This window comes from Streptomyces sp. TRM70350 (assembly GCF_019219825.1).
Classification (GTDB): domain Bacteria; phylum Actinomycetota; class Actinomycetes; order Streptomycetales; family Streptomycetaceae; genus Streptomyces.
This window is the reverse complement of sequence record NZ_JAHUXH010000020.1, coordinates 1-23,033: the sequence shown is the minus strand read 5'-3', so window position 1 is coordinate 23,033 and position 23,033 is coordinate 1. Positions and strand designations below refer to the sequence as shown.

General features: G+C 70.7%; 26 protein-coding genes, 2 pseudogenes and 1 riboswitch. Of the genes and pseudogenes, 14 read left to right on the top strand and 14 right to left on the bottom strand.

Annotated elements, in window-relative coordinates; genetic code table 11:
- Positions 1–93: 93 nt before the first annotated feature.
- The 3 genes from KWI83_RS25760 to KWI83_RS25750 all read left to right on the top strand — a co-directional run bounded on the left by KWI83_RS25760 (position 94) and on the right by KWI83_RS25750 (position 1,323).
- Positions 94–423: a DUF3618 domain-containing protein gene (locus tag KWI83_RS25760; protein ID WP_218516764.1), complete on the top strand. Its 330-nt coding sequence runs from the start codon at positions 94–96 to the stop codon at positions 421–423.
- 44 nt (positions 424–467) lie between these two features.
- Entirely contained in the window at positions 468–824 is a 357-nt protein-coding gene (locus tag KWI83_RS25755) for a co-chaperone GroES (protein WP_141314982.1), read from the top strand.
- 69 nt (positions 825–893) lie between these two features.
- A riboswitch (guanidine-III (ykkC-III) riboswitch) is annotated at positions 894–967 on the top strand.
- Positions 968–1,002: 35 nt separating this feature from the next.
- Positions 1,003–1,323 (top strand): multidrug efflux SMR transporter, encoded by a 321-nt coding sequence (locus KWI83_RS25750; protein WP_218516763.1) that lies wholly within the window; start codon positions 1,003–1,005, stop codon positions 1,321–1,323.
- A 7-nt stretch (positions 1,324–1,330) separates the two neighbouring features.
- Here the strand turns inward: KWI83_RS25750 and KWI83_RS25745 are convergent, their stop codons facing one another.
- Positions 1,331–3,706 carry a transglycosylase domain-containing protein gene (locus KWI83_RS25745; protein WP_218516762.1) on the bottom strand — a complete coding sequence of 792 codons (2,376 nt, stop codon included), beginning with the start codon at positions 3,704–3,706 and terminating at the stop codon, positions 1,331–1,333.
- Positions 3,707–3,892: 186 nt separating this feature from the next.
- On the opposite strand from KWI83_RS25745, the gene KWI83_RS25740 reads away from it, so the two are divergent.
- The 4 genes from KWI83_RS25740 to KWI83_RS25725 all read left to right on the top strand — a co-directional run bounded on the left by KWI83_RS25740 (position 3,893) and on the right by KWI83_RS25725 (position 7,304).
- A complete protein-coding gene (locus KWI83_RS25740) occupies positions 3,893–4,693 on the top strand; it encodes an ABC-2 family transporter protein (protein ID WP_218516761.1) in 801 nt (266 codons plus the stop codon).
- A complete protein-coding gene (locus tag KWI83_RS25735) occupies positions 4,686–5,525 on the top strand; it encodes an ABC transporter permease (RefSeq protein WP_308122181.1) in 840 nt (279 codons plus the stop codon). The genes KWI83_RS25740 and KWI83_RS25735 overlap by 8 nt, the downstream gene beginning before the upstream one ends.
- Before the next feature lie 10 nt (positions 5,526–5,535).
- Positions 5,536–6,513, top strand: coding sequence for an ATP-binding cassette domain-containing protein (locus KWI83_RS25730; RefSeq protein ID WP_218516855.1), 978 nt, complete (start codon positions 5,536–5,538; stop codon positions 6,511–6,513).
- A gap of 62 nt (positions 6,514–6,575) precedes the next feature.
- Positions 6,576–7,304, top strand: coding sequence for a DUF1707 domain-containing protein (locus KWI83_RS25725; protein WP_218516760.1), 729 nt, complete (start codon positions 6,576–6,578; stop codon positions 7,302–7,304).
- 4 nt (positions 7,305–7,308) lie between these two features.
- Here KWI83_RS25725 and KWI83_RS25720 read toward each other — a convergent pair whose 3' ends face one another.
- Positions 7,309–8,643: an SGNH/GDSL hydrolase family protein gene (locus tag KWI83_RS25720; RefSeq protein WP_218516759.1), complete on the bottom strand. Its 1,335-nt coding sequence runs from the start codon at positions 8,641–8,643 to the stop codon at positions 7,309–7,311.
- Positions 8,644–8,947: 304 nt separating this feature from the next.
- Here KWI83_RS25720 and KWI83_RS25715 point away from each other — a divergent pair, with 304 nt between their 5' ends.
- A complete protein-coding gene (locus tag KWI83_RS25715) occupies positions 8,948–10,291 on the top strand; it encodes a DUF445 domain-containing protein (protein WP_374106378.1) in 1,344 nt (447 codons plus the stop codon).
- 160 nt (positions 10,292–10,451) lie between these two features.
- Here KWI83_RS25715 and KWI83_RS25710 read toward each other — a convergent pair whose 3' ends face one another.
- Positions 10,452–11,882: an alginate lyase family protein gene (locus tag KWI83_RS25710; protein ID WP_218516854.1), complete on the bottom strand. Its 1,431-nt coding sequence runs from the start codon at positions 11,880–11,882 to the stop codon at positions 10,452–10,454.
- Positions 11,883–11,991: 109 nt separating this feature from the next.
- Between KWI83_RS25710 and KWI83_RS25705 the strand changes: the two are divergent.
- Positions 11,992–12,130: pseudogene (locus KWI83_RS25705) on the top strand (glyoxalase); the annotation flags it as partial.
- A gap of 21 nt (positions 12,131–12,151) precedes the next feature.
- Here the strand turns inward: KWI83_RS25705 and KWI83_RS25700 are convergent.
- Positions 12,152–12,601, bottom strand: coding sequence for a hypothetical protein (locus tag KWI83_RS25700; RefSeq protein ID WP_218516757.1), 450 nt, complete (start codon positions 12,599–12,601; stop codon positions 12,152–12,154).
- A gap of 340 nt (positions 12,602–12,941) precedes the next feature.
- On the opposite strand from KWI83_RS25700, the gene KWI83_RS25695 reads away from it, so the two are divergent.
- Complete coding sequence (locus KWI83_RS25695; RefSeq protein ID WP_218516756.1) at positions 12,942–13,889, top strand: GlxA family transcriptional regulator; 948 nt, start codon at positions 12,942–12,944, stop codon at positions 13,887–13,889.
- A gap of 15 nt (positions 13,890–13,904) precedes the next feature.
- Here the strand turns inward: KWI83_RS25695 and KWI83_RS25690 are convergent.
- Positions 13,905–14,109 (bottom strand): annotated as a pseudogene (locus KWI83_RS25690) (hypothetical protein).
- A gap of 112 nt (positions 14,110–14,221) precedes the next feature.
- On the opposite strand from KWI83_RS25690, the gene KWI83_RS25685 reads away from it, so the two are divergent.
- Positions 14,222–14,641: an Hsp20/alpha crystallin family protein gene (locus KWI83_RS25685; protein WP_218516755.1), complete on the top strand. Its 420-nt coding sequence runs from the start codon at positions 14,222–14,224 to the stop codon at positions 14,639–14,641.
- A 196-nt stretch (positions 14,642–14,837) separates the two neighbouring features.
- Entirely contained in the window at positions 14,838–15,320 is a 483-nt protein-coding gene (locus tag KWI83_RS25680) for a DUF2267 domain-containing protein (RefSeq protein WP_218516754.1), read from the top strand.
- Between the two features lie 133 nt (positions 15,321–15,453).
- Here KWI83_RS25680 and KWI83_RS25675 read toward each other — a convergent pair whose 3' ends face one another.
- The 5 genes from KWI83_RS25675 to KWI83_RS25655 all read right to left on the bottom strand — a co-directional run bounded on the left by KWI83_RS25675 (position 15,454) and on the right by KWI83_RS25655 (position 19,537).
- Entirely contained in the window at positions 15,454–16,062 is a 609-nt protein-coding gene (locus KWI83_RS25675) for a GNAT family N-acetyltransferase (protein ID WP_218516753.1), read from the bottom strand.
- A gap of 137 nt (positions 16,063–16,199) precedes the next feature.
- A complete protein-coding gene (locus KWI83_RS25670; RefSeq protein WP_218516752.1) occupies positions 16,200–16,793 on the bottom strand; it encodes an NAD(P)H-dependent oxidoreductase in 594 nt (197 codons plus the stop codon).
- Between the two features lie 215 nt (positions 16,794–17,008).
- A complete protein-coding gene (locus tag KWI83_RS25665) occupies positions 17,009–17,800 on the bottom strand; it encodes an ABC transporter permease (RefSeq protein ID WP_218516751.1) in 792 nt (263 codons plus the stop codon).
- Positions 17,797–18,837 (bottom strand): ATP-binding cassette domain-containing protein, encoded by a 1,041-nt coding sequence (locus tag KWI83_RS25660; protein WP_218516750.1) that lies wholly within the window; start codon positions 18,835–18,837, stop codon positions 17,797–17,799. The genes KWI83_RS25665 and KWI83_RS25660 overlap by 4 nt, the downstream gene beginning before the upstream one ends.
- A gap of 28 nt (positions 18,838–18,865) precedes the next feature.
- On the bottom strand, positions 18,866–19,537 hold the full coding sequence (locus KWI83_RS25655; RefSeq protein WP_218516749.1) for a DUF4097 family beta strand repeat-containing protein: 672 nt from the start codon (positions 19,535–19,537) through the stop codon (positions 18,866–18,868).
- 222 nt (positions 19,538–19,759) lie between these two features.
- Here KWI83_RS25655 and KWI83_RS25650 point away from each other — a divergent pair, with 222 nt between their 5' ends.
- Positions 19,760–20,512: a helix-turn-helix domain-containing protein gene (locus KWI83_RS25650; RefSeq protein ID WP_218516748.1), complete on the top strand. Its 753-nt coding sequence runs from the start codon at positions 19,760–19,762 to the stop codon at positions 20,510–20,512.
- A 25-nt stretch (positions 20,513–20,537) separates the two neighbouring features.
- On the opposite strand, the gene KWI83_RS25645 is transcribed toward KWI83_RS25650, so the two are convergent.
- Positions 20,538–20,786 carry a hypothetical protein gene (locus tag KWI83_RS25645; protein WP_218516747.1) on the bottom strand — a complete coding sequence of 83 codons (249 nt, stop codon included), beginning with the start codon at positions 20,784–20,786 and terminating at the stop codon, positions 20,538–20,540.
- Between the two features lie 36 nt (positions 20,787–20,822).
- Complete coding sequence (locus KWI83_RS25640) at positions 20,823–21,260, bottom strand: cytidine deaminase (protein WP_218516746.1); 438 nt, start codon at positions 21,258–21,260, stop codon at positions 20,823–20,825.
- Between the two features lie 195 nt (positions 21,261–21,455).
- Between KWI83_RS25640 and KWI83_RS25635 the strand changes: the two genes are divergently transcribed.
- Positions 21,456–22,274, top strand: a complete 819-nt coding sequence (locus KWI83_RS25635; RefSeq protein ID WP_218516745.1) for a hypothetical protein — start codon at positions 21,456–21,458, stop codon at positions 22,272–22,274.
- 120 nt (positions 22,275–22,394) lie between these two features.
- On the opposite strand, the gene KWI83_RS25630 is transcribed toward KWI83_RS25635, so the two are convergent.
- On the bottom strand, positions 22,395–22,667 hold the full coding sequence (locus KWI83_RS25630) for a hypothetical protein (protein ID WP_218516744.1): 273 nt from the start codon (positions 22,665–22,667) through the stop codon (positions 22,395–22,397).
- A 197-nt stretch (positions 22,668–22,864) separates the two neighbouring features.
- The gene (locus KWI83_RS25625; RefSeq protein WP_256362809.1) at positions 22,865–22,987 is read right to left on the bottom strand and encodes a hypothetical protein; all 123 of its coding nucleotides are present in this window, start codon (positions 22,985–22,987) and stop codon (positions 22,865–22,867) included.
- Positions 22,988–23,033 lie beyond the last annotated feature (46 nt).

Here is a 23,033-nt window from a genome sequence, read left to right as displayed (position 1 = left end):
CGATCCAGCGTAACCGGGGGTCCTGACAACGCGGTCGCCCAGAGAACTGACAGACTGTTCGGAACAGCATCAGAAGACTTCGGAGGCCGTACGGTGGCGGACACGTCGGACACCAGAACCCCGGCGCAGATCGAGGCGGACATCAGGCGCCGCCGCGAAGCGCTGGCCGAGACGCTCGACGAGATCGGGGTGCGGGTGCACCCGAAGACGATCGTGGGGGATGCCAAGGCCAAGGTCGTGGCGAATGTCGATCACTCCCTCGGGCGGGCCTACGTTCAGGTCAACCGGGCGGTGAGCGACGTCAAGGCGCAGTTCGTCGACGAGAACGGCTCGCTCCGGATGGCGCGCGTGCTGCCCGCCGCACTCGTCGCCGTCGGTGTCGTCGGCCTGCTCGTTCTCGGCCCCCGGCGCCGCAAGCGCTGACCCACCGGCGTACGGATTCCTCGAATGCAGGTAGGTTCAAGGGCGTGAGCGGTAACAGAAACGACCACAGCACCCATCCCGACAAGCTCCCGATCCGGATGCTGCACGACCGTGTGCTCGTGCGGCAGGACACCAGCGAGGGCGAGCGGCGTTCCGGCGGCGGCATCCTGATCCCCGCCACGGCGGCCGTGGGCCGTCGGCTGGCGTGGGCGGAGGTCGTCGCGGTGGGGCAGAACGTACGGACCGTGGAGCCGGGCGACCGGGTCCTGTACGACCCGGAGGACCGCGCGGAGGTGGAGGTGCGCGGTGTCGCGTACGTCCTGATGCGCGAGCGCGACCTGCACGCGGTGGCCGCGGACCGGTTCGAGGGGTCCGAGGACTCCACGGGGCTGTATCTGTAGGTCACCTGTGGGTCACCTGTAGGTCAAGCGGGTACGAAAGGGCTGGTGACGCACCTCACCAGCCCTTTGGTCTGCCCCTTGCTACCGTGGAGAGGCACCCGACGAGACGCGCCGTACCGGGTTGAAGGCAAAGACGACGCATCCCCGTCAGTCCGCCCGTCTCTCGGAGGTGCCTCTCATGGCCTGGGTTCTGCTGATCATCGCCGGTGTGCTGGAGGTCGGCTGGTCGGTCGGGATGAAGTACACCGACGGTTTCACCCGGCTCGTCCCCAGCCTGTTCACCGGCGCCGGCATCGTCGCCAGCATGCTGCTGCTCGCGTACGCCGCGAAGTCCCTGCCCATCGGTACCGCCTACGGCGTGTGGGTCGGGATCGGGGCGGCCGGGTCGGCGGTGCTCGGCATGGTGGTGCTGGGTGAGCCGGCCACCGCCGCCCGGATCTTCTTCGTCTGCCTGCTGCTGGTCGCCGTCGTGGGCCTGAAGGCGACCTCCGGTCACTGATCCTGGGTCACTCGCGCAGGACGCCCGGCGTGCCGCCGGTCGTCGTGCCCGTGGACGTGCCGCCGCCGGTGGTGCCTCCCTGGGTGCCGCCGGTGGTCGTACCGCCGCCGGTCGTCGTGTCCCCGCCGGTGGTGGTTCCGCCGTCCGTGGTCGTCCCGCCGTCGGAGGTCGTGCCCCCGTCCGTGGGCGTCCCGCCGGTGTTCCCGCCGTCCGTGGGCGTGCCCCCGGTCGGCGTACCGCCGTCGCCGGTCGTGCCTCCGTCGGCCGTGCCGCCCTGCGCCTCGCCCGGGGTCCGGGTGCCGTCGGCGCTGGGCGTGCCGTCACCGGACGGGGCGTCCGTCTCCTGGTCGTCGGCGGGCGGGGCCGTGGGCGTGTGGACCGCGTCGGCGCCCTCCTGGAGCCGCAGGTCGAAGTCGGTGACCGGGGTGCCTTCGAGGGCGTCCTTGGTGAACTGGGCCCAGATCCTGGCGGGCGGCCCGCCGCCGTTGACGCGGTCCAGGCCCATCGCGCCGTACAGCGACTTGTGGTCGGCCGTGACCGGGTCCTGGCCCATCACGGCGACCACGGTGGCCAGGTCGGGGGTGTAGCCCGCGAACCAGGCCGCCTGGTCCTCCTCGGCCGTGCCGGTCTTGCCCGCCGCCGGACGGCCGGCGGCCAGCGCTTCGGTGGCGGTGCCGTTCTCCACGACGCTGCGCAGGATCGACGTCGTGGTGTCGGCGGCCTCGCGGCTGACGGCCTGGGTGGTCTTCCGCTCGGGCAGCCGGACGTCCTCGCTCCCGTCCTTGGTGATCTTCTTGACGAGGGTGTACGTGCCGTGCTCGCCGTGGTTGGCGAGGGTGGCGTAGGCCTCGGCCATGTCGAGGACGCTCGCGGTCGCCACGCCGAGCGCCACGGACGGGTACGGGCCGAGCGCCGGAGTGCTGGAGGGAAGGCCCAGGTCGACGGCGGTCCGGACGACCTTGGCGGGGCCGACGTCGACGGCCATCTGCGCGTACACCGAGTTCACGGACTTGTCGGTGGCCTCGCGGACGGTGATGTCGCCGTAGTCGACGTGGTCCTCGTTCTCCGGCGCGTAGGAGCCGCTCCAGCCCTGGACCGGGCGGGAACTGGTGCCGTCGTAGTACGTGTTCGGGGTGATCGGCCTGCCGTCCTGGGTGGTGGCGTCGTTCTCGACGGCCGAGGTGAACACGAACGGCTTGAAGGTGGAGCCGACCTGGAAGTCCCGGCGGGTGGCGCCGTTGGTGTACTGCTTGACGTAGTCGATGCCGCCGTACATCGCGACGACCTCGCCGGTCCTGGGGTCGACGGAGGCGCCGCCCGCGCGGACATAGGTGTCGACCTTGCGGCTCTTCTTGTCCAGCTTGGACATCAGCTGGTCGTTCACGGCCTCGACGAAGGCGTCCTGCTTGGGCTTCTGCAGGGTGGTGGTGATGCGGTAGCCGCCGGCCTCCAGCGCGTTCGCGTCGATGATCTCGTGCTCGGTCAGGTACTGCTTGACCGCCTCGACGATGTAGCCGCGCTGCCCGGACATACCGGTCGAGACGGTGCCCTCCTTCGGCATCGGGAACTTCAGGCCCGCCCGCTCGGACCGCGTCAGCCAGCCCTCCTTGACCATGCCGTCCAGGACGTAGTTCCAGCGGGCCTGCGCGGCGGGCTTGTTCTCCGGGTGGGCGACGACGTCGTACTCACTGGGCGCGTTCAGCAGCGCGGCGAGGTAGGCGCCGCGGGCCGCGTCCAGCTCGGTGGCGTCCATGCCGTAGTAGGCCTGGGCGGCGGCCTGGATGCCGTAGGCGTTGCGGCCGAAGTAGCTGGTGTTGAGGTAGCCCTCCAGGATGTCGTTCTTGCTCTTCTCCTGATCGAGCTTGATCGCGATGAAGAACTCCTTGACCTTCCGGGTGACCGTCTGTTCCTGGGCCAGGTAGTAGTTCTTGACGTACTGCTGGGTGATCGTGGAGCCCGACTGCTTGCCCTTGCCGGTGGCCGTGTTCCAGGCGGCGCGGACCATCGCCTTGGGGTCGATCGCGGACTCGGTGTAGAAGTCGCGGTCCTCGGCGGCCAGTACGGCGTGCTGCGCGTCCTTGGAGATCTGGGCGAGGGTGACGTTCTCCCGGTTGACCTCGCCGTCCCGGGCGAGCTGGGAGCCGTCGGCGTACAGGTAGACGTTGCTCTGCTTGGTCGCCAGGGCGTTCGCGGGCGGGATCTTGACGATCGAGTAGCCCAGGAAGAACAGGCCGATCAGCAGCAGGACGCCAATGACGAAGGTGCCCAGCACCACGCGCCAGGTCGGAATGATCCGGCGCCAGCCGGTGCGCCTGGGCCGTCCGGGTTCCCCCTCCCCGGGCCCGCCCTGGTTCGGCTGCTGCGGCTGCGGCTCGTCGCTCATGTCGTGCACGGACTCCTGTGTCGTCCCTCGTATGTCATCTGCGCCCCCATCTGAAGACTCTCGCACCCCGCGTTCCGTTCCCGGATCCCGGCACGTGTCCGCCCGGAAAATGCCTGGCAGGCCGGATCGGCCGCGTACTAGGCTCCTGCGCTTCGGTGTCGGGCTGGTCGGGGACGGTGGTTCAGTGTGGGCACGGGACGGTTGTACGCGGCCGTCGCGGTGGGGAGTTTCCGACGGTACGCGACCTATCGGGCGGCCACGGCCGCCGGGGTGTTCACCAACACCGTCTTCGGGCTGATCCTCGTGTACACCTACCTCGCTCTGTGGGACGAGAGACCGCAGCTCGGCGGGTACGACCAGGCGCAGGCCGTCACCTATGTGTGGCTCGGGCAGGCGCTGCTGTCGACGCTCGCGATCGGGGGCGGCGGTTTCGAGACCGAGTTGATGGAGCGCATCCGTACGGGCGATGTGGCGATCGACCTGTACCGCCCGGCCGACCTCCAACTCTGGTGGCTGGCGGGCGACGTGGGCCGGGCCTTGTTCCAGCTGCTGGGGCGCGGGGTGGTGCCCTTCGGGTTCGGGGCGCTGTTCTTCGACGTCGCGCTGCCGTCGGATCCGGCCACGTGGGGTGCCTGTCTGGTCGCGGTGCTGCTCGGGATGGTGGTCAGCTTCGGGATCCGGTACCTGGTGGCGCTGAGCGCGTTCTGGCTGCTCGACGGGACCGGGGTGACGCAGATGCTGATGATCACCGGGATCTTCTGCTCGGGCATGCTGCTGCCGCTGAACGTCTTCCCCGGCCTGCTCGGCGAGGTCGTACGGGCCCTGCCGTGGTCGTCGCTGCTCCAGGCGCCGGCGGACGTGCTGCTGGGGCACGCCGATCCGGTGGGCACGTTCCTCTTCCAGGGCGCGTGGGCGGTGGCGCTGCTGGCGGCGGGGCGGCTGGTGCAGTCGGCGGCGACTCGGCGGGTGGTGGTCCAGGGTGGGTGACATCGGTCACGTCAGGCAGGTCGGCCGGGTCGCGGACGGGCTGCGGGCGTACGGGCTGGTCGTCGCCATGTGGATCAAGTCCACGATGGCCTACCGGGCCTCCTTCGTCATGACCACCGTCGGCAACTTCGCGGCCACCGCGCTGGACTTCGTCGCGATCCTGCTGATGTTCTCCCGCGTGGACGCGCTCGGCGGCTACACGCTGCCCGAGATCGCCTTCCTGTACGGCCTGAGCGGCGTCGCCTTCGGGCTGGCCGACCTGGCGATCGGCTCGATGGACCGGCTGGGGCGCCGGGTGCGGGACGGCACGCTGGACACGATGCTGGTGCGTCCGGCGCCGGTGCTCGCGCAGGTCGCCGCCGACCGGTTCGGGCTGCGCCGCCTGGGCCGGGTGATCCAGGGGGCGCTGGTCCTCGGCTACGCGCTGGCGGCGCTGGACATCGACTGGACGCCGCTGAAGGTGCTGCTGATGCCGGTGATGCTGCTCAGCGGGGCGGCGATCTTCTGCGCCGTGTTCATCGGGGGTGCCGCCTTCCAGTTCGTGGCGCAGGACGCCTCCGAGGTGCAGAACGCGTTCACCTACGGCGGTACGACGCTGCTGCAGTACCCGCCGACCGTGTTCGGCAGGGAACTGGTGCGCGGGGTGACCTTCGTCCTGCCGCTGGCCTTCGTCAACTGGCTGCCCGCGAGTTACGTCCTGGAGCGGCCGTATCCACTGGACCTGCCTCAGTGGCTGGCGTTCGCGCCGCCGCTGGTGGCGGTGGCGTGCTGTGCGCTCGCGGGGCTGGCCTGGCGGGCCGGACTCAAGTCGTATCGAAGTACAGGGAGTTAGGCCGGTGACGGTGACCGAGGGTGCGGATGGCTTCATCGAACTCGACCGGGTCGAGAAGGTCTTCGACGTAACCAGGAAGACCGGCTTTCTGAGGCGGGAGCGGCGGCAGGTGCGGGCCGTCGACTCGATCTCGTTCCGGGTGGCGCGCGGCGAGATGGTCGGCTACATCGGGCCGAACGGCGCCGGGAAGTCGACCACGATCAAGATGCTGACCGGCATCCTCACCCCGAGCGGCGGGCGGCTGCGGGTCGCGGGCATCGACCCGTCCCGGGAGCGGACGCGGCTGGCGCACCGCATCGGGGTGGTGTTCGGGCAGCGTACGACACTGTGGTGGGACCTGCCGCTGATCGACTCCTACCGGCTGATGCACCGCATGTACCGGATCCCCGACGCCCGTTACCGCGCCAACCTCGACCGGTGCGTCGAACTGCTGGAGCTCGCCGACCTGTTGGACGTGCCGGTACGGCAGCTCTCGCTCGGCCAGCGGATGCGCGGGGACATCGCGGCGGCGCTGCTGCACGACCCCGAGGTGCTGTACCTCGACGAGCCCACCATCGGCCTGGACGTCATCTCCAAGGCCAGGGTGCGGGAGTTCCTGCGCGACCTCAACGCCGAGCGGGGCACGACGGTGCTGCTCACCACGCACGACCTCCAGGACATCGAGCAGCTCTGCTCCCGGGTGATGGTCATCGACCACGGGCGCCTGATGTACGACGGCCCGCTCGCCGGGCTGCACGAGGCGGGGGAGAGCGAGCGGACCCTCGTCGTCGACCTGGAGCGGGAGCTGCCGCCGATCGAGGCGCCGGCGCCCGCGCGCGTGGTCCGGGTGGAGGGGCCCCGGCAGTGGCTGGCCTTCCCGGCGGCGCAGTCGGCGGCGCCGCTGGTGGCGCGGATCGCGGCGGAGTACCCGCTGGTGGACCTGTCGGTGCGGGAGCCGGACATCGAGGCCGTGATCGCCCGGATGTACGAGGAGAGGGCGAGCGCGTAGTGCTGTGCCGGGAGAGCGCAAGCGCATAGTGCGGGGGGCGGGGAAAACGTAGGCTGCTGTCCATGACCGACGATGCCCCGGAGCTGCGTGCCTCCGACGCCGATCGTGAACGAGTCGCCGAGGTCCTGCGGGACGCCCTCGCGGAGGGGCGGCTGGACATGGCGGAGTTCGAGGAGCGGCTGGACGCGACGTACCAGGCACGGACGTACGGGGAGCTGGCGCCGATCACGCGGGACCTGCCGGTCGGGAGCGGGGCGTCGGCGCCGTCGGTCTCCATGGTCAAGGAGCCCGCCGAGCGGGGGAGTTGGGCCGAGCGGATCACCCGGGGCGAGGGGTCCTCGACGTGGGGCGTCGCCGTGATGTCCGGGTTTCAGCGCAAGGGGCGGTGGACCGTGCCGAAGCGGTTCACGTGCTTCACGTTCTGGGGCGGCGGGGAGATCGATCTGCGCGAGGCGTACTTCGCCGACCGCGAGGTCGAGATCAACTGCGTGGCGATCATGGGCGGCGTGAACATCGTCGTGCCGCCCGGCGTCGAGGTCGTCGTCCGCGGCATCGGCATCATGGGCGGCTTCGACCACCGGGAGGACGGCGTGCCGGGCGAGCCGGGCGCCCCGCGGGTGATCGTCTCGGGGTTCGCCTTCTGGGGTGGGGTGGGCGTGGAGCGCAAGCCGACGCGCGCCCGGCGGCGCCGCGAGGAGCGGGAGGTCGACGGGCCGGACCGGCGGATGCTGGGGCATGGGGACCTGACGCACGGCTGGTGGCACGCCCAGCGGCGCAGGGACGCCGAGTAGCCGGTTACAGCCGAGCCGGAGCCGCGCCCTTCAGGGACTCCAGGCCGAACTCCTGTGCCATCCGTTCGTATCCCCTGTCGTTGGGATGCAGATGGTCCCCCGAGTCGTGGACCGGGCGGAGCCTGCGCGGGTCGTACGGATCCCGCAGCGCCCTGTCGAAGTCGACCACCGCGTCGAACACCCGCCCGGACCGGATCTCGGCGTTGACCGCCTGCCGTACCGCCTCGCGGTCGGCGCTGTACCCGCGGTGGCCGCCGAAGGGCATCAACGTCGCGCCGATGACCCTGATGCCGTGGGCGTGGGCCTGGTCGACCAGGGTGCGCAGACCGTCGAGGATCTGCTCGGGGTCGGTGACGGAGGGGCTGCGCAGGATGTCGTTGACGCCGAGGTCGATGACGACGACCTTGACGTTCGTCCGGCCGAGCACGTCACGCGAGAAGCGGGTGAGGCCGCTGGGGTTGTCGGCGGGGCGGCCGTTGCCGCCGGTCAGGATACGGTTGCCGCCGATGCCCTGGTTGACGACGCCGTACCGGGGCACGTCCCGCCCCGCGAAGGACGCCTCGCGCAGCCGCTTCGCGAGGACGTCGGTCCAGCGCCGGTTGGCGCCCACGGTGGAGGAGTGGCCCTCGGTGAGGGAGTCGCCGAAGGCGACGAGGGTGCCGTGGGACTCCTTGCTGAGCACGTCGAGGGCGGTCAGATAGCGCCAGGACTCGACCTGCTCGGTGTACGGCGTGCCGGTCACGTCGTCGGCGTGGTCGCCCTGCGCGGCGTACGAGATCTGCCGTACGTGCGCGTGCACGGTGACCGGGCCGGGCTCGGCCGGGGCGTACGTGGTGACCAGGACGTCGCTGTCGTGCGGGACGATGACCCGCACGGCGTCGCTCATCACCTGCTGCCCCGGCGGGATCACGACCGTGGTGGTGCCGTCGAACGTCAGCCGCCGCATCGTCCCCGGCGCCGCGGCCGCGCTGTCGTCGGCGGCGGCGAGGGCGATGGTGGCGTGTGTGATGGTCAGCGGCAGCCGGCCGTAGAGGTTGGACAGCGTGATCCGGGCGGCCGTGCCCCCGACGCTGGTGTGGATGACGTTGCGCACGGAGCGGTCGTGCAGGCCCGCCGTCTCGGTGCCGGGCTCGGCGGCGGCCGGGGATGTCCCCCAGGATCCGACCCAGGTGCCGGTGGAGACGGGGGCGGCGGAGTTGTGCGGGGGGCGGGGACCCGGGACCGTGCGCTGTGCCGTGCCGTCGTCGGAGGCGGCTGAGACGTATATGGCGACCGACATGGCCACGATCAGCGAGACGATCGCGGCGAGCAAGGCATAACCGTGGTGACGCCTGGTCATGCGGTGCGTTCTCCTCGGGCGGAAGTGGAGCCCGGGGCTCCGATGTGATCACCCCATGATGCGCCATGGGGCTGGGGGAAGTTGACCGGGCCCCCGGGGAAGAGACCCGTTCGGCCGCGAGAGTTCACTTACCGGTTCACTTACCGGTTCGCCTTCGCGCCGCCCTGCCCGACGGACGCGGGGAACTCCTGTCCCGTTCCAGGAGTCGGTCAGGAAGGGACAATGTGGAGTGGGGGCTCGGGAACGGGTGGAGCGGATGGATCATACGAAACCGGATCAGACAGGCGAAACCAGAGCAGTCGCCATGGAGCAGCGTGCCCGGCCGGACACCGCCGGTAACCGAACCGTCGGCACGCGTGGCGTGCCCGCGTCCGCCGTGCGCGCGATGACGACGTTCAGCCCCGCCGACGTGGAGAAGCAGCGCGGGGTGCGCCGTATGAAGCTCACCGCGACCGGGCTGCTGCTGTTCGTGGCCCTGGTGTACGTCCTGGCCAAGTGGGCGTCGAACGCGGGCGCCGGCCCCTGGGCGGGCTATGTCGCCGCGGCCGCCGAGGCCGGCATGGTCGGCGCGCTGGCCGACTGGTTCGCCGTCACCGCCCTGTTCCGCCACCCGCTCGGCATTCCCATCCCGCACACCGCGATCATCCCGACCAAGAAGGACCAGCTGGGTGTCTCGCTGGGCGAGTTCGTCGGCGAGAACTTCCTCTCCGAGGACGTCGTACGGCAGCGGCTGCGCGCCGTCGGCATCGGCAGTCGCCTCGGCGCCTGGCTCGCCGACCCGCAGAACGCCGACCGGGTGACCGCCGAGCTGGCGACCGCCCTGAGAGGCGCGCTGACCGTGCTGCGCGACTCCGACGTCCAGGCGGTGGTCGGCGAGGCGATCACCCGGCGGGCGAACGTGCAGGAGATCGCCCCCGGCATCGGCAAGATGCTGGAGAAGGTCGTCGCCGACGGCGGCCACAAGCGGGTCGTCGACCTGATCGTCTCCCGCGCGCACGACTGGCTGGTGCTGCACGGCGACTCCGTGATGGACGCCGTGCAGGGCGGCGCGCCCGGCTGGACCCCGCGGTTCGTCGACCGCAAGGTCGGCGAGCGGGTCTACAAGGAGCTGCTGCGCTTCTGCGCGGAGATGCGGGACATGCCGTCCCACCCGGCGCGCGGCGCCCTCGACCGCTTCCTCACCGACTTCGCCTCCGATCTGCAGTCCGACACCGAGACGCGCGCGAAGGTGGAGCGGCTCAAGGGCGAGGTGCTGGGCCGCGGCGAGGTGCAGGACCTGATCGCCTCCGCCTGGACGGCCGTACGATCCATGATCGTCTCCGCGGCCGAGGACGAGCGCAGCGAGCTGCGGCTGCGCGTGCGGGCCTCGCTGCTGTCGCTGGGCGCCCGGATGGCCACCGAACCCAAGATCCAGAGCAAGGTGGACAGCTGGGTCGAGGGCGCGGCGGTGCACGTCGTGACGACGTACCGCGGCGAGATCACCTCCCTGATCACCGACACCGTGGCGAGCTGGGACGCCGAGCACACCACGAAGAAGATCGAGGCACACATCGGCCGTGACCTGCAGTTCATCCGGATCAACGGCACGGTCGTGGGCTCCCTGGCCGGGCTGCTGATCTACACGATCACCCGCATGCTGGGGGCGTAGCCGGACGGGGCGTGCCCGCGCTGGAGCGGGGGTTGGGCTCCGCGTGGCATCGGGGCTGGTCTCCGGGCCGGACCGGGTTGCCCTCCGGCGCCGGGGCAGGGGCTGATCCCCGTGTCGGACGGGCCTGGGTGCTGTCCGGGCACGGGGATCAGCGCGAGTGTCAGGCGCCGCCGCCGGTGCGTCCTCGGCGCCGCAGGAGGAGTAGTCCGCCTGCCAGGGCGGTGATGCCGGTCGCGGCGATCCAGCCCGCGGTGTCGCCGGTGCCGGTGGCGGCGAGGCCGCCGTCCGGGGTGGGGGTGGGGGTGGGGCTCGGGGGCCCGGGCCGCGTGGGCTGTGCGCCGGAGGCCGACGCGGTCGGTGTCGGCGGCGACGACGTACCCCTGGAGGCCCGGTCCCGGGTGAACGTCAGCGTGCCGTAGCCCAGTTGGTCGTAGCCGCCACTGTTCGGCCCGTAGTCCCCGCCCCCGCCCTCCGGCGCGGACTTCGCGGCGATCCGGGTGACGTACGAGGCGTCGAGCCCCCGCCGCTTGGTGTAGTGGTTGGCGATCATCGCCCAGATCGGCCGGGTCATCGCCGGATCGACCGCCGCGGCCTCGGTCGCGGTCTCGGTCCCGGACCAGCCCCCGATCGCACCCTTCTTCCGGGTGTTCGCGGTGTACGGCACCTCCTCCCCGAGGCACCACTTGGCGACGTACTGCGCGCCCTTGAGGAACCGATTGTCGTCGTGGCCGTACAGATCGATGCCCTGGTTCCAGGCCATCTCGCAGAACGTGCCCATCAGCCCGACCCCGAGCAGCGCGTGCCCCTGGTCCCGCCCGGCCTCCAGCCACTCGGCCAGCCCGTCCTCGCGCACGACGGGGATGGCGTTCTTGACGGACCCGAGCCCCTCGCCGTGCTTGAAGTACGCGACGGCCCGCTCGACGGCGGCCCGGTCGTCGCAGAAGATGCCGACGGCCAGGACGCAGGCCATCGCGGTCAGGTCCCAGTTGGTCCAGTAGTTGGTGACGACGGCGTTGTTGTGGTTCTTGAGGAAGTCGTCGCCGAGTGGCAGGAAGACCTCCCGCAGCATCTTCTGGAAGCGCGCCAGTTCGAAGCCCGGGTGGTCGCGCACGAGTTCGGCCGCGTTGGCGAACTGGTAGCCGTACAGGCCCGCGGCGAGAAACCGGTCGGCGGAACCCTGCACGCTGGTCAGCTCGGCCGACCAGGCGTTGAGGATCGCCACCGCCGTGTCGGCGTGCGCGCTGTCCCCGGAGACGTGTGCGCGCAGGGCGTTCTGGTAGGCGGCGTGGATGTCGTTGTAGAGGATCGAGTAGTTCTGCGGGCTGCCCGACCCGCGGTAGACGATCGCCTGCGGATTGGCCTTCCAGCCGCTCTGCGCATGCCGGTTGGCGGTCAGCTTGGCGTACCCGGCGGTGTAGGGCTCGGCGCCCGCCTTCACCTTCGCGGCCATACGGTCCAGATCGGCGCGGGTGTGCAGCAGGCCGGGGTGGGCGAAGGCCCCGTCGGCGGCGGTCGCGGCGGTCGCGGTGGGCCCCTGCAGGGCCGTACCCATACCGATGACTCCGGCTGCCACGCCCGTGGCCTTCAGCATGCCGCGGCGGCTGATGTGTCGTGTCACGTGCCTCGTACCTCAACGTCGTCGGTCGCGTGCCTGGGGAGGGGACGGTGAGGAGACGTGCGGAAGGCGGGGCGATAACAAAAACCTGAGCGTGGAGGTCGAGGACGTCGACGCGGTGTACGCGCGGGTGGTGACGGCGGGCGAGGAGTGGGGCGTACGGCGCTTCTTCGTACCTTCGTAGGGATTCGAACGGGCGCGTGGTGAACGTGCTCACGCACCGGCGACAGCACAGGCGATCATGCTCAGGCGCCGGTCGTCGACCCCGGCCGGACGATCATCAGCACCGTCACCACCGCCCACAGCAGGTTGAACACGCCGGTGAACATGGCGAGTCGCACGGTCGCCTCCCGCGTCCCGCCGCCCTCCACGAGCGCGCCCTGCCGGGGCAGCACCAGGGCGACCAGGACGACTGCGGCGAGGGCGGTCAGCACGATGGACACGATCAGCCAGGCATCGCCGAGCACCCCCATGGCGCTCGCCGTGGCGAACCCGAACACGGGCACGACGACGCCGACAGTGGCGTACACCCGGCAGATACGGTGCAGCAGCTGAACGGTCTCGACGGCCTTCGGGTCGCCGGGCGCGGCCAGCACCCGGCGCGCGGCGGGCGGGAACATGCTCGCGGCGACGGTGACGGGGCCGATGGCGACGATCGCGGCGAGGACGTGGACGGCGAGGAGGAACTTGGTCACGGGCGTCGACGTTATGGGCGGCCCGGATCTTGGAGAAGTGGCGGTAGTGCCATGCTTCAACGGAATCTCGCCAGGGGTGCGGTGCGGCATGCGAGCGGTGGAGGTAGCGGTAGCGGTGTGCGAGGCGCCTCGGCCGTGTTGCGGGGCGGGGTGTGAGGGGCGGCTCCTTGGCGGTTTGGGGGGCGGGGTGTGAAGGGCCCGTTGGCGGTTCTCGGTGCCGGGCGTGCGAGCTGCCGTTGGTCTTATGCGGTGCTGGATGCCGTGCCGCGGTACGGGGCCGAGGCACCGTCGGCCGGGCGGCGGGCTTGGCGGAAGTCTGGCGGGTGTCTACGATCCCGCCATGCACACCGTGGCCGTACTGGCGCTGGACGGCGTCATCCCGTTCGACCTCTCCGCCCCGATCGACGCCTTCGGCTGGGCCCGGCTGCCGGACGGCCGTGAGGCCTACCGGGTGCGGGTCTGCTCGGTGCGGGAGGAGGTGAGCGCGGGGGCGTTCACCGTGCGGGCGCCGTACGGGATCGAGGCGCTGGCGGAGGCCGACACGATCATCCTGCCCGGCGTCCAGGACCCGCCGCAGACGCTGCCGCCCGGCGTCGCCGAGGCCCTGTGCGCGGCGGCGGCGAACGGCACGCGGATCGCGTCGGTGTGCGTCGGCGCGTTCCTCTTCGCGGCGACGGGCCTGCTGGACGGGCTGCGCGCCACGACGCACTGGTTCGCGGCGCCGGACCTGGCCCGGCGGTACCCGAAGGTGACGGTCGACCCGAACGTCCTCTACGTCGACAACGGCCAGTTCCTGACCTCCGCGGGCGCCGCCGCGGCGATGGACATGTGCCTGCACATGATCCGCATGGACCACGGCTCGGCGGTCGCCGCGCACGCCGCCCGCATGTCGGTCATGCCGCTGGAACGGGAGGGCGGGCAGGCCCAGTTCATCGTCCACGACCAGCCCCCGGCCCCGGCGGGCGCGACGCTGGAGCCCCTGCTGGCGTGGCTGGAGGACAACTGCGACCAAGATCTGACGCTGGACGACATCGCGGGGGAGGCGGGCATGAGCACCCGTACGCTCAACCGGCGCTTCCGGGAGCAGACGGGGACGACGCCGTTGCAGTGGCTGCACCGGGCGCGGGTGCGGCGGGCGCAGTACCTGCTGGAGACGACGTCGTACCCCGTCGAACGCATCGCGACCCAGGCCGGGTTCGGCTCGCCCACGGCGTTCAGGGAACGCTTCCGGCGGGTGGTGGGGACGAGCCCGCAGGGGTACCGGAGGGCGTTCAGGTCGGCGTCGTGACAAGTGCTTCGGGGCTCACGCCTGCCGGTCGGCGACCGCCCATGACGCGAGGGCGACGGCCCCCGCCACCCCGAACACGGCGGGCCAGGCGCCCACCTTCTCGGCCAGCGGATGGGACCCGGCGAAGGCGGCGACGTACGCGGCGGTCAGCGCCCGCCCCGCCGAGCTGCCGCTGCTTGGTCCAGCGGGCGACGCCGTACCCACCGACGAGCCCGCTCACGTGGGCCTCACCCCCGAACCTGAGTCGCCCCTTGTCAAGTTTCCTCCCGGGCGTTATATAAGAAGCCGTAGGGCATCGCACCCCATCCCCTCCACGAAAGGAGTGACCCGTGATGCTCATGCGCACCGACCCGTTCCGCGAATTCGACCGACTCGCGCAGCAGGTCTTCGGCCCCACCCGCCCGGCCGCGATGCCGATGGACGCCTACCGCTCCGGGGACGAGTTCGTCGTCCACTTCGACCTCCCCGGCATCGACCCCGAGACGATCGAGCTGGACGTCGAACGCAACGTCCTGAACGTCCGCGCCGAGCGCCGCGGCCCCGCCCCCGAGGGCGCGGAGCTGATCGTCGCCGAACGCCCGACGGGCAGCTTCACCCGCCAGCTCTTCCTCGGCGACACCCTCGACGCGGACCGCGTCGACGCCTCGTACGACGCCGGCGTCCTCACCCTGCGCATCCCCGTGGCGGAGGCGGCCAAGCCGCGCCGCATCCAGATCACCGGCGGCGACAGCCGCAAGCAGCTCAGCAGCTGAGCGACGTGGCTGAGCGCAGTAGCTGATCGCCCCAGGTGAGCGCCGTAGCTGAGCGCCGTAGCTGAGCGTCGGGGCCGAATGGGGCAGCCGAATTCGGCAGCCGAGCTCAGCAGCCGACGAGAAGCGTCCCGCAGGCACAGTCCGCCGCCTGCGGGACGCGCCCCCTTGCCCTACGACCCGGAGGAGGAGCCGCACGATGACCGCGCCGACGATGCCGACGATGCCCACGCCGACCACGTCCCCTCTGACGACGACACCCGCACCGGACCATCCCCGTAAGCCGACCTGGGCGGAACTGATCACGGCCGTACAGGAAGCGGGCCAGTACCCGACGAGAGCGGAAGCCGAACGCGTCACCCGCATCGTCCTCTCCGCCCTCGGCGGCCACGTCACGGGCGACGAACGAGTGGCACTGGCCCAAGCCCTCCCCGAGGAAGCGGCCCGGGTCATCGCCTCCCAGATCCCCGCCACCCGCCCCCTGACGGCCCCGGAATTCGTCGACTCGGTGGCCACCCGCATAGAGGGCGCCACCCCGGCAACGGCCCGCTGGGACGTCAGCTCGGTCCTCAGCGCCCTGCCGCAGCTGGTGGGTGACGACCTGGTTGCCCGGATCATCGCCCAACTCCCCTCGGGCTACGCCCTGCTGTTCGGCCGAGCGGACCTGAACCCGACGCCGTAACGCACAGGACACACAGAACGCGATGACGCCCACATGACGGCCGCCGCCGCCCTCCCCGGGCTGGCGGTGGCCGTCAGCCCACCACCTCCCCGCAGGTCACCCAAGCCTGTGGCGTGGCTGCGACCAGCGCCTTCTAGGCACCGGCCGGGCGGCGCGGCGCGCGCCACATGGCCCACAGCACCGGCCCGTTCTCCGGTAGCCGCAGCTCCTCCCGCACGGTGAAGCCGAAGTGCTCGTAGAAGGGCAGGTTGGACGGCTTGGAGGACTCCAGATAGGCGGGCAGACCCGCCGCGTCGGCCTTGGCCAGCCCCGAGCGCAGCAGAGCGGCCCCGTGTCCCCGGCCCTGGGCGGCCGGGTCGGCGCCGATCACCGCCAGATACCAGTGCGGTTCCTGGGGGGTGTGCTGGGCGGCCGTCTCGACAGCGTCCCTGAACAGTGGAGCCCGGTCGCCCAGGATGTTCTGGAGCACCTGGATGGTCTCCGCGTCGGGAACGGCCTTGGCCTGCGCCTCCGGCGGTACCCAGAAGGCGGCCCCCGCCTCGGTACGCTCGCACACTCCGTGGTGGACGTACTGCCGAGCGAAGATGGTGCTGAAGTAGCGGCTCAGCCCCGCCTCGCGCGAGGCGTCGTCGGGGAAGAACCAGCGCATCATGGGGTCGTCGTCGAAGGCACGGGTCAGAATGCGACTGATCAGCGGAGCGTCGTCGATCGTGGCCGTCTTCGGGGAGTTCGTTATCGACATACGGGTCATTCTGCACCCCGGTGATCTTGGACGACGGGTGGGGCCCGGCCCGCTCGCGGGCCAACAGAGCCGCCCGTCCCGCCCTCATGCTCGTGCAGACCGGCACGGCCGGGGCAGCGGCGGCGACGCCCACCCGGTCATCCCAGCAGCGCAGCGGCTTCCCGCCGCGCCCGCGCGAGCCAGTCGGCGCGGACGTCATCACCTGAGTCACTGACGGTACGGAACACCACCCGGCGCACATCGACAACGCCCACATACGGCAGCACACACGCCGCCCAGATCCGTTCCAACGGATCTCCGAACTCGTCGGCCTCCCGCTCGGCAGGAGTGTCGGACGTGTTCAGCACAAGCGCCCGCCCGGCCCGCAGCAGCCCCGCAGGTTCCCCCTGCGCCGACCCCAACTTGTAGGCCACGCCAGGCACGAACACCCGCTGCACCCACCCGGCCAGCACAGCGGGTGGCATCCCCCACCAGTTGGGGTGTACGAACACCATGGCATCCAGCATGGCGACCTCGCTCCGATGCAAGGCGACCTGAGAGTCCTGCGCGCCAGGCGCCGCCTGAACGGTCCCCGTCTCATCAGCACGGAGCACCGGCGGAAACCCTTCAGCACAAAGGTCATGCGCGAGCACCTCGCACCCGCGCCCGCGCAACTCGTCCACCACGGCCTCGAAGAGAGCGTGATTGAAACTCCCGGCGCGCGGATGCGCGAGATAAACCCCCACACGCATAACGCCTCTCCTCCCATGGCCCCGACCCGTCCGAAGATCATGACAGGCCACCGACACGACCACAGCCACCCACCACCGGCCGCCCCGCCACCCTCGACAAAGCCGGGCGGCCATGGGCCACTCGAAGCCAAGGGCGGCGTACGCCGACCGGATGTCGGTGTACGCCGCCCTCGGGTGGGACGGGTTGCGGGAGGTGGCCCGCGTTTTCATGGCGGCTATTTCGGGTCGTGGTTGAACTTCGAGGTCGACCAGAAGTAGCCGAGCACCGCGAGGCCCAGGCACCAGCCGACGGCCAGCCACCCGTTGTCGCCGATCTCGGTGCCGAGCAGCAGGCCGCGCAGGGTCTCGATGGCGGGCGTGAACGGCTGGTACTCGCCGATCGGCTGGAACCAGCCCGGCATCGCGTCGAGGGGGACGAAGGCGCTGGAGAGGAGCGGCAGCAGGATCAGGGGCATCGCGTTGTTGCTGGCGGCCTCGGCGTTCGGGCTGACCAGGCCCATGCCGACCGCGATCCAGGTGAGCGCCGTGGCGAAGAGCACAAGGAGTCCGAACGCCGCGAGCCACTCCAGAACGGTGGCATCGGTGGAGCGGAAGCCGATGGCCACGGCGACGGCGCCGACGAGGACGACACTGATGATCGACTGCAGCACGCTGCCGACGACGTGCCCGACGAGCACCGACCCGCGGTGGATCGCCATCGTGCGGAAGCGGGCCATGATGCCCTCGGTCATGTCGTTGGAGACGGAGACCGCGGTGCCGATCGTGGTGCTGCCGATGGTCATCAGCAGGAGGCCCGGGACGATATAGGCGATGTACACGGAGCGGTCCGCACCGCCGCCGCCGATGCCCGCGCTCATGGTGTCGCCGAAGATGTAGACGAAGAGCAGCAACAGCATGATCGGCGTGAGCAGCAGATTCAGCGTCAGGGACGGGTAGCGCCGCGCGTGCAGCAGGTTGCGTCGCAGCATCGTGGAGGAGTCGCGTACGGCGAGGGAGAGGGGGCTCATCGGGCAGTCTCCTTGGGCTGGCCGGGCTGGCCGGGCTGGTTGGGCGGCTTGGCCTGGTTGGGCTGGCCGGGCTGATTGGGCTGGCCGGGCTGGTTGGGCCGGTTGGGCACGGTGGGGCCGGTCAGGGCGAAGAACACGTCGTCGAGGTCGGGCGTGTGCACGGACAGTTCGTCGGCCTCGATGTCGGCCGCCTCCAGCCAGTCGAGGAGGGAACGAAGCTCGCGCTGGCTGCCGCCGCTGGGGATCTGCAACGCCAGCGCCTCGTCGTCGCGCGTGACCTCGCGCAGCGCGACGGCGGCGTTCATGTACGCGGCCGGGTCGGTGAAGCGGAGCCGCACGTGTCCGCCGGGGATGAGCCGCTTCAGCTCCTCGGCGGTGCCCTCGGCGGCGATCCTGCCGTCGTTGAGTACCGCGATGCGGTCGGCGAGTTCGTCGGCCTCCTCCAGGTACTGGGTGGTGAGGAAGACGGTGACGCCGTCGGAGACGAGCTCACGGATGATCTGCCACATGTTGTGCCGGGAGCGCGGGTCGAGGCCGGTGGTCGGCTCGTCCAGGAAGATGACCCGCGGGCTGCCGACCAGGGTCATGGCGATGTCGAGGCGGCGCTTCATACCGCCGGAGTAGGTGGACGCGGGCTTCTTCGCGGCATCGACGAGGTCGAACCGCTCCAGCAGCTCGGCCGTGACCCGTCGCCCCTCGCGCTTGGACAGGTGGTGCAGGTCGGCCATCAGCAGCATGTTCTCCTCGCCCGTGATCAGCCCGTCGACGGCGGAGAACTGCCCGGTGACACCGATCGCCGCGCGCACCGCCTGCGGGTCGGTGGCGAGGTCGTGGCCGCCGACACGGATCTGGCCACTGGCGGGGTCGGGGGAGACGAGGCTGGAGAGGATCTTGACGGCGGTGGTCTTACCGGCGCCGTTCGGACCGAGCAGGGAGAAGATCGTTCCTTCCGGGACGGCCAGGTCGACGCCGTCGAGGACGGTCTTGTCGCCGTAGGACTTGCGCAGCCCGTACGCCGCGATGGCCCAGTTGGTCATGAGGGACGCTCCTTTTGCAGGCTGCGGTTCAGAGGCTGCGGGCGGTGATGTCGCCGTAGGCGGTGGTCGCCTGGATGGTCAGGCCGGCGGCGGCGCCGTCGGTGTTCATGAGCGCGTTGTGGATCCGGCCGTAGGAGGTGCCGGCGTCCAGGGAGGCGGAGACTCCGCGGGCGGCGCCGACCGAGATGTCGCCATGCTCGGTGCGCAGGGTGACCGTGCCGCGCACGGCCTCGCTGATCTGGATGGCGCCCTTTAGGGTGCTGATCTCCGCCGGGCCGCCCAGGCGGCCGACCGACACATCGCCGTCGAGGACGGTGAGGCGGGCGCTTGACGCCTCGTCGAGCTTGACCGAGCCCTGCGCGCCCTCGAAGGCGACGTCGCCCAGCCGCCCGACGCCGCGGAACTCGCCGGCGGCCGCCTTCCCCTCCACACGGGAGCCGGCGGGCAGCTGGACCGCCACCTCGACGGATCCGGAGTGTCCGAGGATCCGGCTCTTCGCCGCCGGAGCCTCGATCCGCAGGACGCCGTCGCCGTAGCCGACCTCGATCTGCTCCGCCGCCTTCACGTCGCGGCTCTTCGAGGGGTCCGCGGGCAGGACCTCGACCGTGGTGTCGGCCCGGTCGGCGGCGATGAACTGAATGCGTCCCGCGGGGATGTCCAGGACGGTGACGATCGGGGCGGGGGTGTCGAACTTCTGCATCGTGCGCTCCATCGGGTCGTCGTTTCCGGCATGGGAAACGCTACGTTGCGTTTAATAACCCGACAACAAGCGCGTTGCGCATGACTGTCATTGCTGCAGGTCAGATCCCGGAAATCGTTGCAATGGTTCTGAATCTAATGCAACAGTCACCACTCTGTTCGTTGCAATGAACCGAAGGTGAACGCTATGCTGAAGGTGCCACGGACCACGAAGGAGACCGCGATGCCGGGAGGCAGACTCACCCAGCAGGAACGCCAGCAGATCGCGCTGGGACTGGCCGACGGCCTCGCCTACGCGGAGATCGCCCGACGCCTCGACCGCCCCACCTCGACGATCACGCGTGAGGTGATGCGCAACGGCGGCCCCACCGCCTACCGCGCCGACCTCGCCCACCGCGCCACCGAACGCCGCGCCCACCGCCGCAGGCAGGCCGCGCCCCGGGGCACGGAGGCGCCCGCGCAGGCCTACGGGCGCGACGCCGAGGCGGTCCGCGCGTACGAGGAGACGTACACCACCGTCATGATGCAGTCGGGCATGCCCAAGATGATGGCCCGGGTCATGGCCGCCCTCAGCATGACCGACTCGGGCAGTCTCACCGCGTCCGAACTCGTCCAGCGCCTCGATGTCAGCCCGGCGTCCGTCTCCAAGGCGATCGCGTTCCTCGAGAGTCAGGGCATGGTCCGCCGGGAGCGCGACGAACGCCGTCGCGAGCGCTATGTCGTGGACGACGACATCATGTACCAGTCGATGATGGCCAGCGCCCGGGCCATCGCCCAGATCGTCGAGGTCGCACGGCAGGGCGTCGGCGTCCTCGGCCCCCACACCCCGGCCGGCGTCCGCTTCGAGAACACCGCCCGCTTCATGGACTTCGTCGCCGAGAACACCGTCCGCGCCGCGGAGCAGGCCCGCGAGATCCTCCACACGAAGCCCGAGACCACCGCGGGCGGCACTGCCGAGCCACGTTCGGATCGCTGATGGACAGCGGTCCGCGGAGACGAGGTCAGTCGCACATGGCGCGCTCGATCAGCGTCCGCCGTGCGGCAGCCCGCGCGTCCTCCGCGGCGGGGTCGAACGAGCGGCTGAACTCGGCGACGGTCAGCCGCCTGGCGCCGTCATGGGTGGCTGTCACCTCGACGTGGTAACCGAGCCCGTGGCCACCGTGGGTCCACGAGCCGCCGCCGCACGGCAACGGGTGGTAGTACAGCCCCGAGCCCGTATCCGGTGTGCCCGCGGAGGCCGGGCGGGACATCGGAGGAACGGCCAGCTGCCGTAACCGCCCGGGACGTCAGCTCGTGCCGAGTGGTGCGCTCTCCTCAGCGCCGAGCTGGTGGTCGGCCCAAATGTAGCTTTCGGGAAGCAGGTCGGCGACGGGCACCATCCGGAGGCTGTCGTTTGTCCCGACGATGACCTTGAGGGCCGGGAAGTAGTCAAGAAGGACCTGGCGGCAGCGGCCACATGGGGGCACGACGCCTCGGTCGCGGTCACCCACGGCGACGATGGTGTCCAGGTCGTAGGCCCCCTGGGCGGCAGCGGTGCCGATCAGGACCAGCTCGGCGCAGGGACCTCCGGTGAAGTGATAGGCGTTCACCGCGGTGACGATCCGGCCGTCTCGGGCGCGGGCCGCAGCCGCCATGGTGTGGTTGTCGCCCCGGCAGTACGTGGCCGCAACGTGCGCAGCTGCCCGGACAAGTTCATGGTCGACACGGTCGGTCTGCGTGGTCATCTGCTCTTCCCTCTCACAAAAACCAGGCGGCCATGGGCCACTTGAAGCCGTCGAGCATGCGAACGCCGCCCCCACCTGAGGGAGACGAGGGCCCCAGCAAGAGACCTCATACAGCGGTGGCCGTACAACCAATCGCGCCGCCGTGCGTCCTAGTCTCCGGCAGTAGCCTGAGAAGCCCCCGGAGGAGCAGAGCACATGAAGACGCGTTCCGGACTGGCCGCCCTCCTGGGCCTGCTGCTCTCCCTCCCCCTGGCCGCCTGCACCACCGAGGAGCCGGGCCCGACGGCGTCGCAGACTCCGGAGGACCACCTCGACCTGGCGGAAGACGCGATGGCCGCCCGCCCAGGGTGGACGTTCCAAGTGCGGGGGGAGGAGAAGTTGACGCAAGCCGAGCAGCAGAGCGAGGCCATCTACTCGGCCATGATGGAGCGCACCCAGGACCCCCTGGCGCTGCATGTACTGGGGAATGTGAGCACCGGCAAGGACACGCGCGGTGAAGAGCTGTTCGTGTTCGACAACACGGCCTACCTCCGTAAGGAGGGCTCGCCAGAGTGGAAGCAGGCGTCCGCGACCGACCCGGCGATAGCGAACAAAGTCGAGGACCCGGTGGCCGCCCTCGCCGATTTCAGGGGCTACATGAAGAAGACGGACGGCGTTGACGTCACGCTGACGAAGCTCGCGTACGGCCAACAGGTCAGCCTCAGGGCCGACGTCGCGTCGAGGAAACTCGCCGACGCACCGGACCGTCCCTGGGCGGCGAAGGCCCGGCGGGAAGTGCAACCGGCCCTGGACCGACTGCGCGAGGCGGGTGTCCGGGTGAACGAGGACCAACTCACGCTTGTCAGCCTGGAGGAGGAACTGGTCCTGGACTCCGCGACGCACCGCATCCTGACGCACTGGTTCCGCTTCACCGTCCGCCTGCCGAGCGACCACATCACATACACACAGGAGGTGAAGGAGACGAACAGGGGCGAGTTCAGGGAGCGGATCGAAGTCCCGGAGGACATCGCTTGACCTAGAGGCCGCACAGGTGATCGCCTCGGCGAGGTCGAAGCTGGTACTCCGCTCGCTCGGGCAGCAGGGCCGCGAAGTGGTCCCGCAGTGGTTCGGTCAGCCATGACGGTAGCGCTGGGCTCACTCCGCATCCCGCTCCGGCAGGGGTGAGTAGCCGGTGGGCCCCGGCGTTCGGCCCTCCGGGGGGTAGTCGCAGTCGAGGCTGGAGATCTCGTAGTCCCGGCCCTGGTTCTGCTCCTGGTCGACGACCACCGCAGCGGTGCAGACGCGGCCGTGCCCGTCGGTGAACGTGACGACCTCGCTGTAATCCGTCGGAGCGGTGCTGCATCCCGCGAGCAGCAGCGCCGCCGCCCCGGCGGCCACCGCCACGCCGAGCCCCCACAGCCGTTTCATCCCTCGCCCCTCACGCCCGCTGTGCCGTCCAACTTGGTTGCCACTCCACCAACGTAGCCGCCAACGACGGTCCGGTCACCGTGCCCGTCATCGCCGATCCCCAGGAGCCGTGGGGGATCTCGTGCAGACCGGCCACCTCGGCTGAGAAGCCGACGAGCAGTCGAACGCCCCGCTTCTGGACAACAGCGACGGAACTCTCAGTCGCCGCTCCAGAGCAGCAGCGCCGCCGCCCCGGCGCCCTCCGACGTTGGAGACACATTGCAACGCCCAGCGAGCCGGACTCGGGACAGCCCGGCTCGCTTGCGGAGCGTTCGCAGCATTTCCGCTAGGGCGGCTTTCGAATGCCCTAGTACTCCAGCCGCAGAT

Excerpts from the sequence above, each read along its gene's own strand:
- KWI83_RS25750 (WP_218516763.1), top strand. The coding sequence starts at position 1,003 with ATGGCCTGGGTTCTGCTGATCATCGCCGGTGTGCTGGAGGTCGGCTGG.
- KWI83_RS25745 (WP_218516762.1), bottom strand. The coding sequence starts at position 3,706 with ATGAGCGACGAGCCGCAGCCGCAGCAGCCGAACCAGGGCGGGCCCGGG.
- KWI83_RS25725 (WP_218516760.1), top strand. The coding sequence starts at position 6,576 with ATGACCGACGATGCCCCGGAGCTGCGTGCCTCCGACGCCGATCGTGAA.
- KWI83_RS25720 (WP_218516759.1), bottom strand. The coding sequence starts at position 8,643 with ATGACCAGGCGTCACCACGGTTATGCCTTGCTCGCCGCGATCGTCTCG.
- KWI83_RS25715 (WP_374106378.1), top strand. The coding sequence starts at position 8,948 with ATGGAGCAGCGTGCCCGGCCGGACACCGCCGGTAACCGAACCGTCGGC.
- KWI83_RS25710 (WP_218516854.1), bottom strand. The coding sequence starts at position 11,882 with ATGCTGAAGGCCACGGGCGTGGCAGCCGGAGTCATCGGTATGGGTACG.
- KWI83_RS25695 (WP_218516756.1), top strand. The coding sequence starts at position 12,942 with ATGCACACCGTGGCCGTACTGGCGCTGGACGGCGTCATCCCGTTCGAC.
- KWI83_RS25685 (WP_218516755.1), top strand. The coding sequence starts at position 14,222 with ATGCTCATGCGCACCGACCCGTTCCGCGAATTCGACCGACTCGCGCAG.
- KWI83_RS25680 (WP_218516754.1), top strand. The coding sequence starts at position 14,838 with ATGACCGCGCCGACGATGCCGACGATGCCCACGCCGACCACGTCCCCT.
- KWI83_RS25675 (WP_218516753.1), bottom strand. The coding sequence starts at position 16,062 with ATGTCGATAACGAACTCCCCGAAGACGGCCACGATCGACGACGCTCCG.
- KWI83_RS25670 (WP_218516752.1), bottom strand. The coding sequence starts at position 16,793 with ATGCGTGTGGGGGTTTATCTCGCGCATCCGCGCGCCGGGAGTTTCAAT.
- KWI83_RS25665 (WP_218516751.1), bottom strand. The coding sequence starts at position 17,800 with ATGAGCCCCCTCTCCCTCGCCGTACGCGACTCCTCCACGATGCTGCGA.
- KWI83_RS25660 (WP_218516750.1), bottom strand. The coding sequence starts at position 18,837 with ATGACCAACTGGGCCATCGCGGCGTACGGGCTGCGCAAGTCCTACGGC.
- KWI83_RS25655 (WP_218516749.1), bottom strand. The coding sequence starts at position 19,537 with ATGCAGAAGTTCGACACCCCCGCCCCGATCGTCACCGTCCTGGACATC.
- KWI83_RS25650 (WP_218516748.1), top strand. The coding sequence starts at position 19,760 with ATGCCGGGAGGCAGACTCACCCAGCAGGAACGCCAGCAGATCGCGCTG.
- KWI83_RS25645 (WP_218516747.1), bottom strand. The coding sequence starts at position 20,786 with ATGTCCCGCCCGGCCTCCGCGGGCACACCGGATACGGGCTCGGGGCTG.
- KWI83_RS25640 (WP_218516746.1), bottom strand. The coding sequence starts at position 21,260 with ATGACCACGCAGACCGACCGTGTCGACCATGAACTTGTCCGGGCAGCT.
- KWI83_RS25635 (WP_218516745.1), top strand. The coding sequence starts at position 21,456 with ATGAAGACGCGTTCCGGACTGGCCGCCCTCCTGGGCCTGCTGCTCTCC.
- KWI83_RS25630 (WP_218516744.1), bottom strand. The coding sequence starts at position 22,667 with ATGAAACGGCTGTGGGGGCTCGGCGTGGCGGTGGCCGCCGGGGCGGCG.
- KWI83_RS25625 (WP_256362809.1), bottom strand. The coding sequence starts at position 22,987 with ATGCTGCGAACGCTCCGCAAGCGAGCCGGGCTGTCCCGAGTCCGGCTC.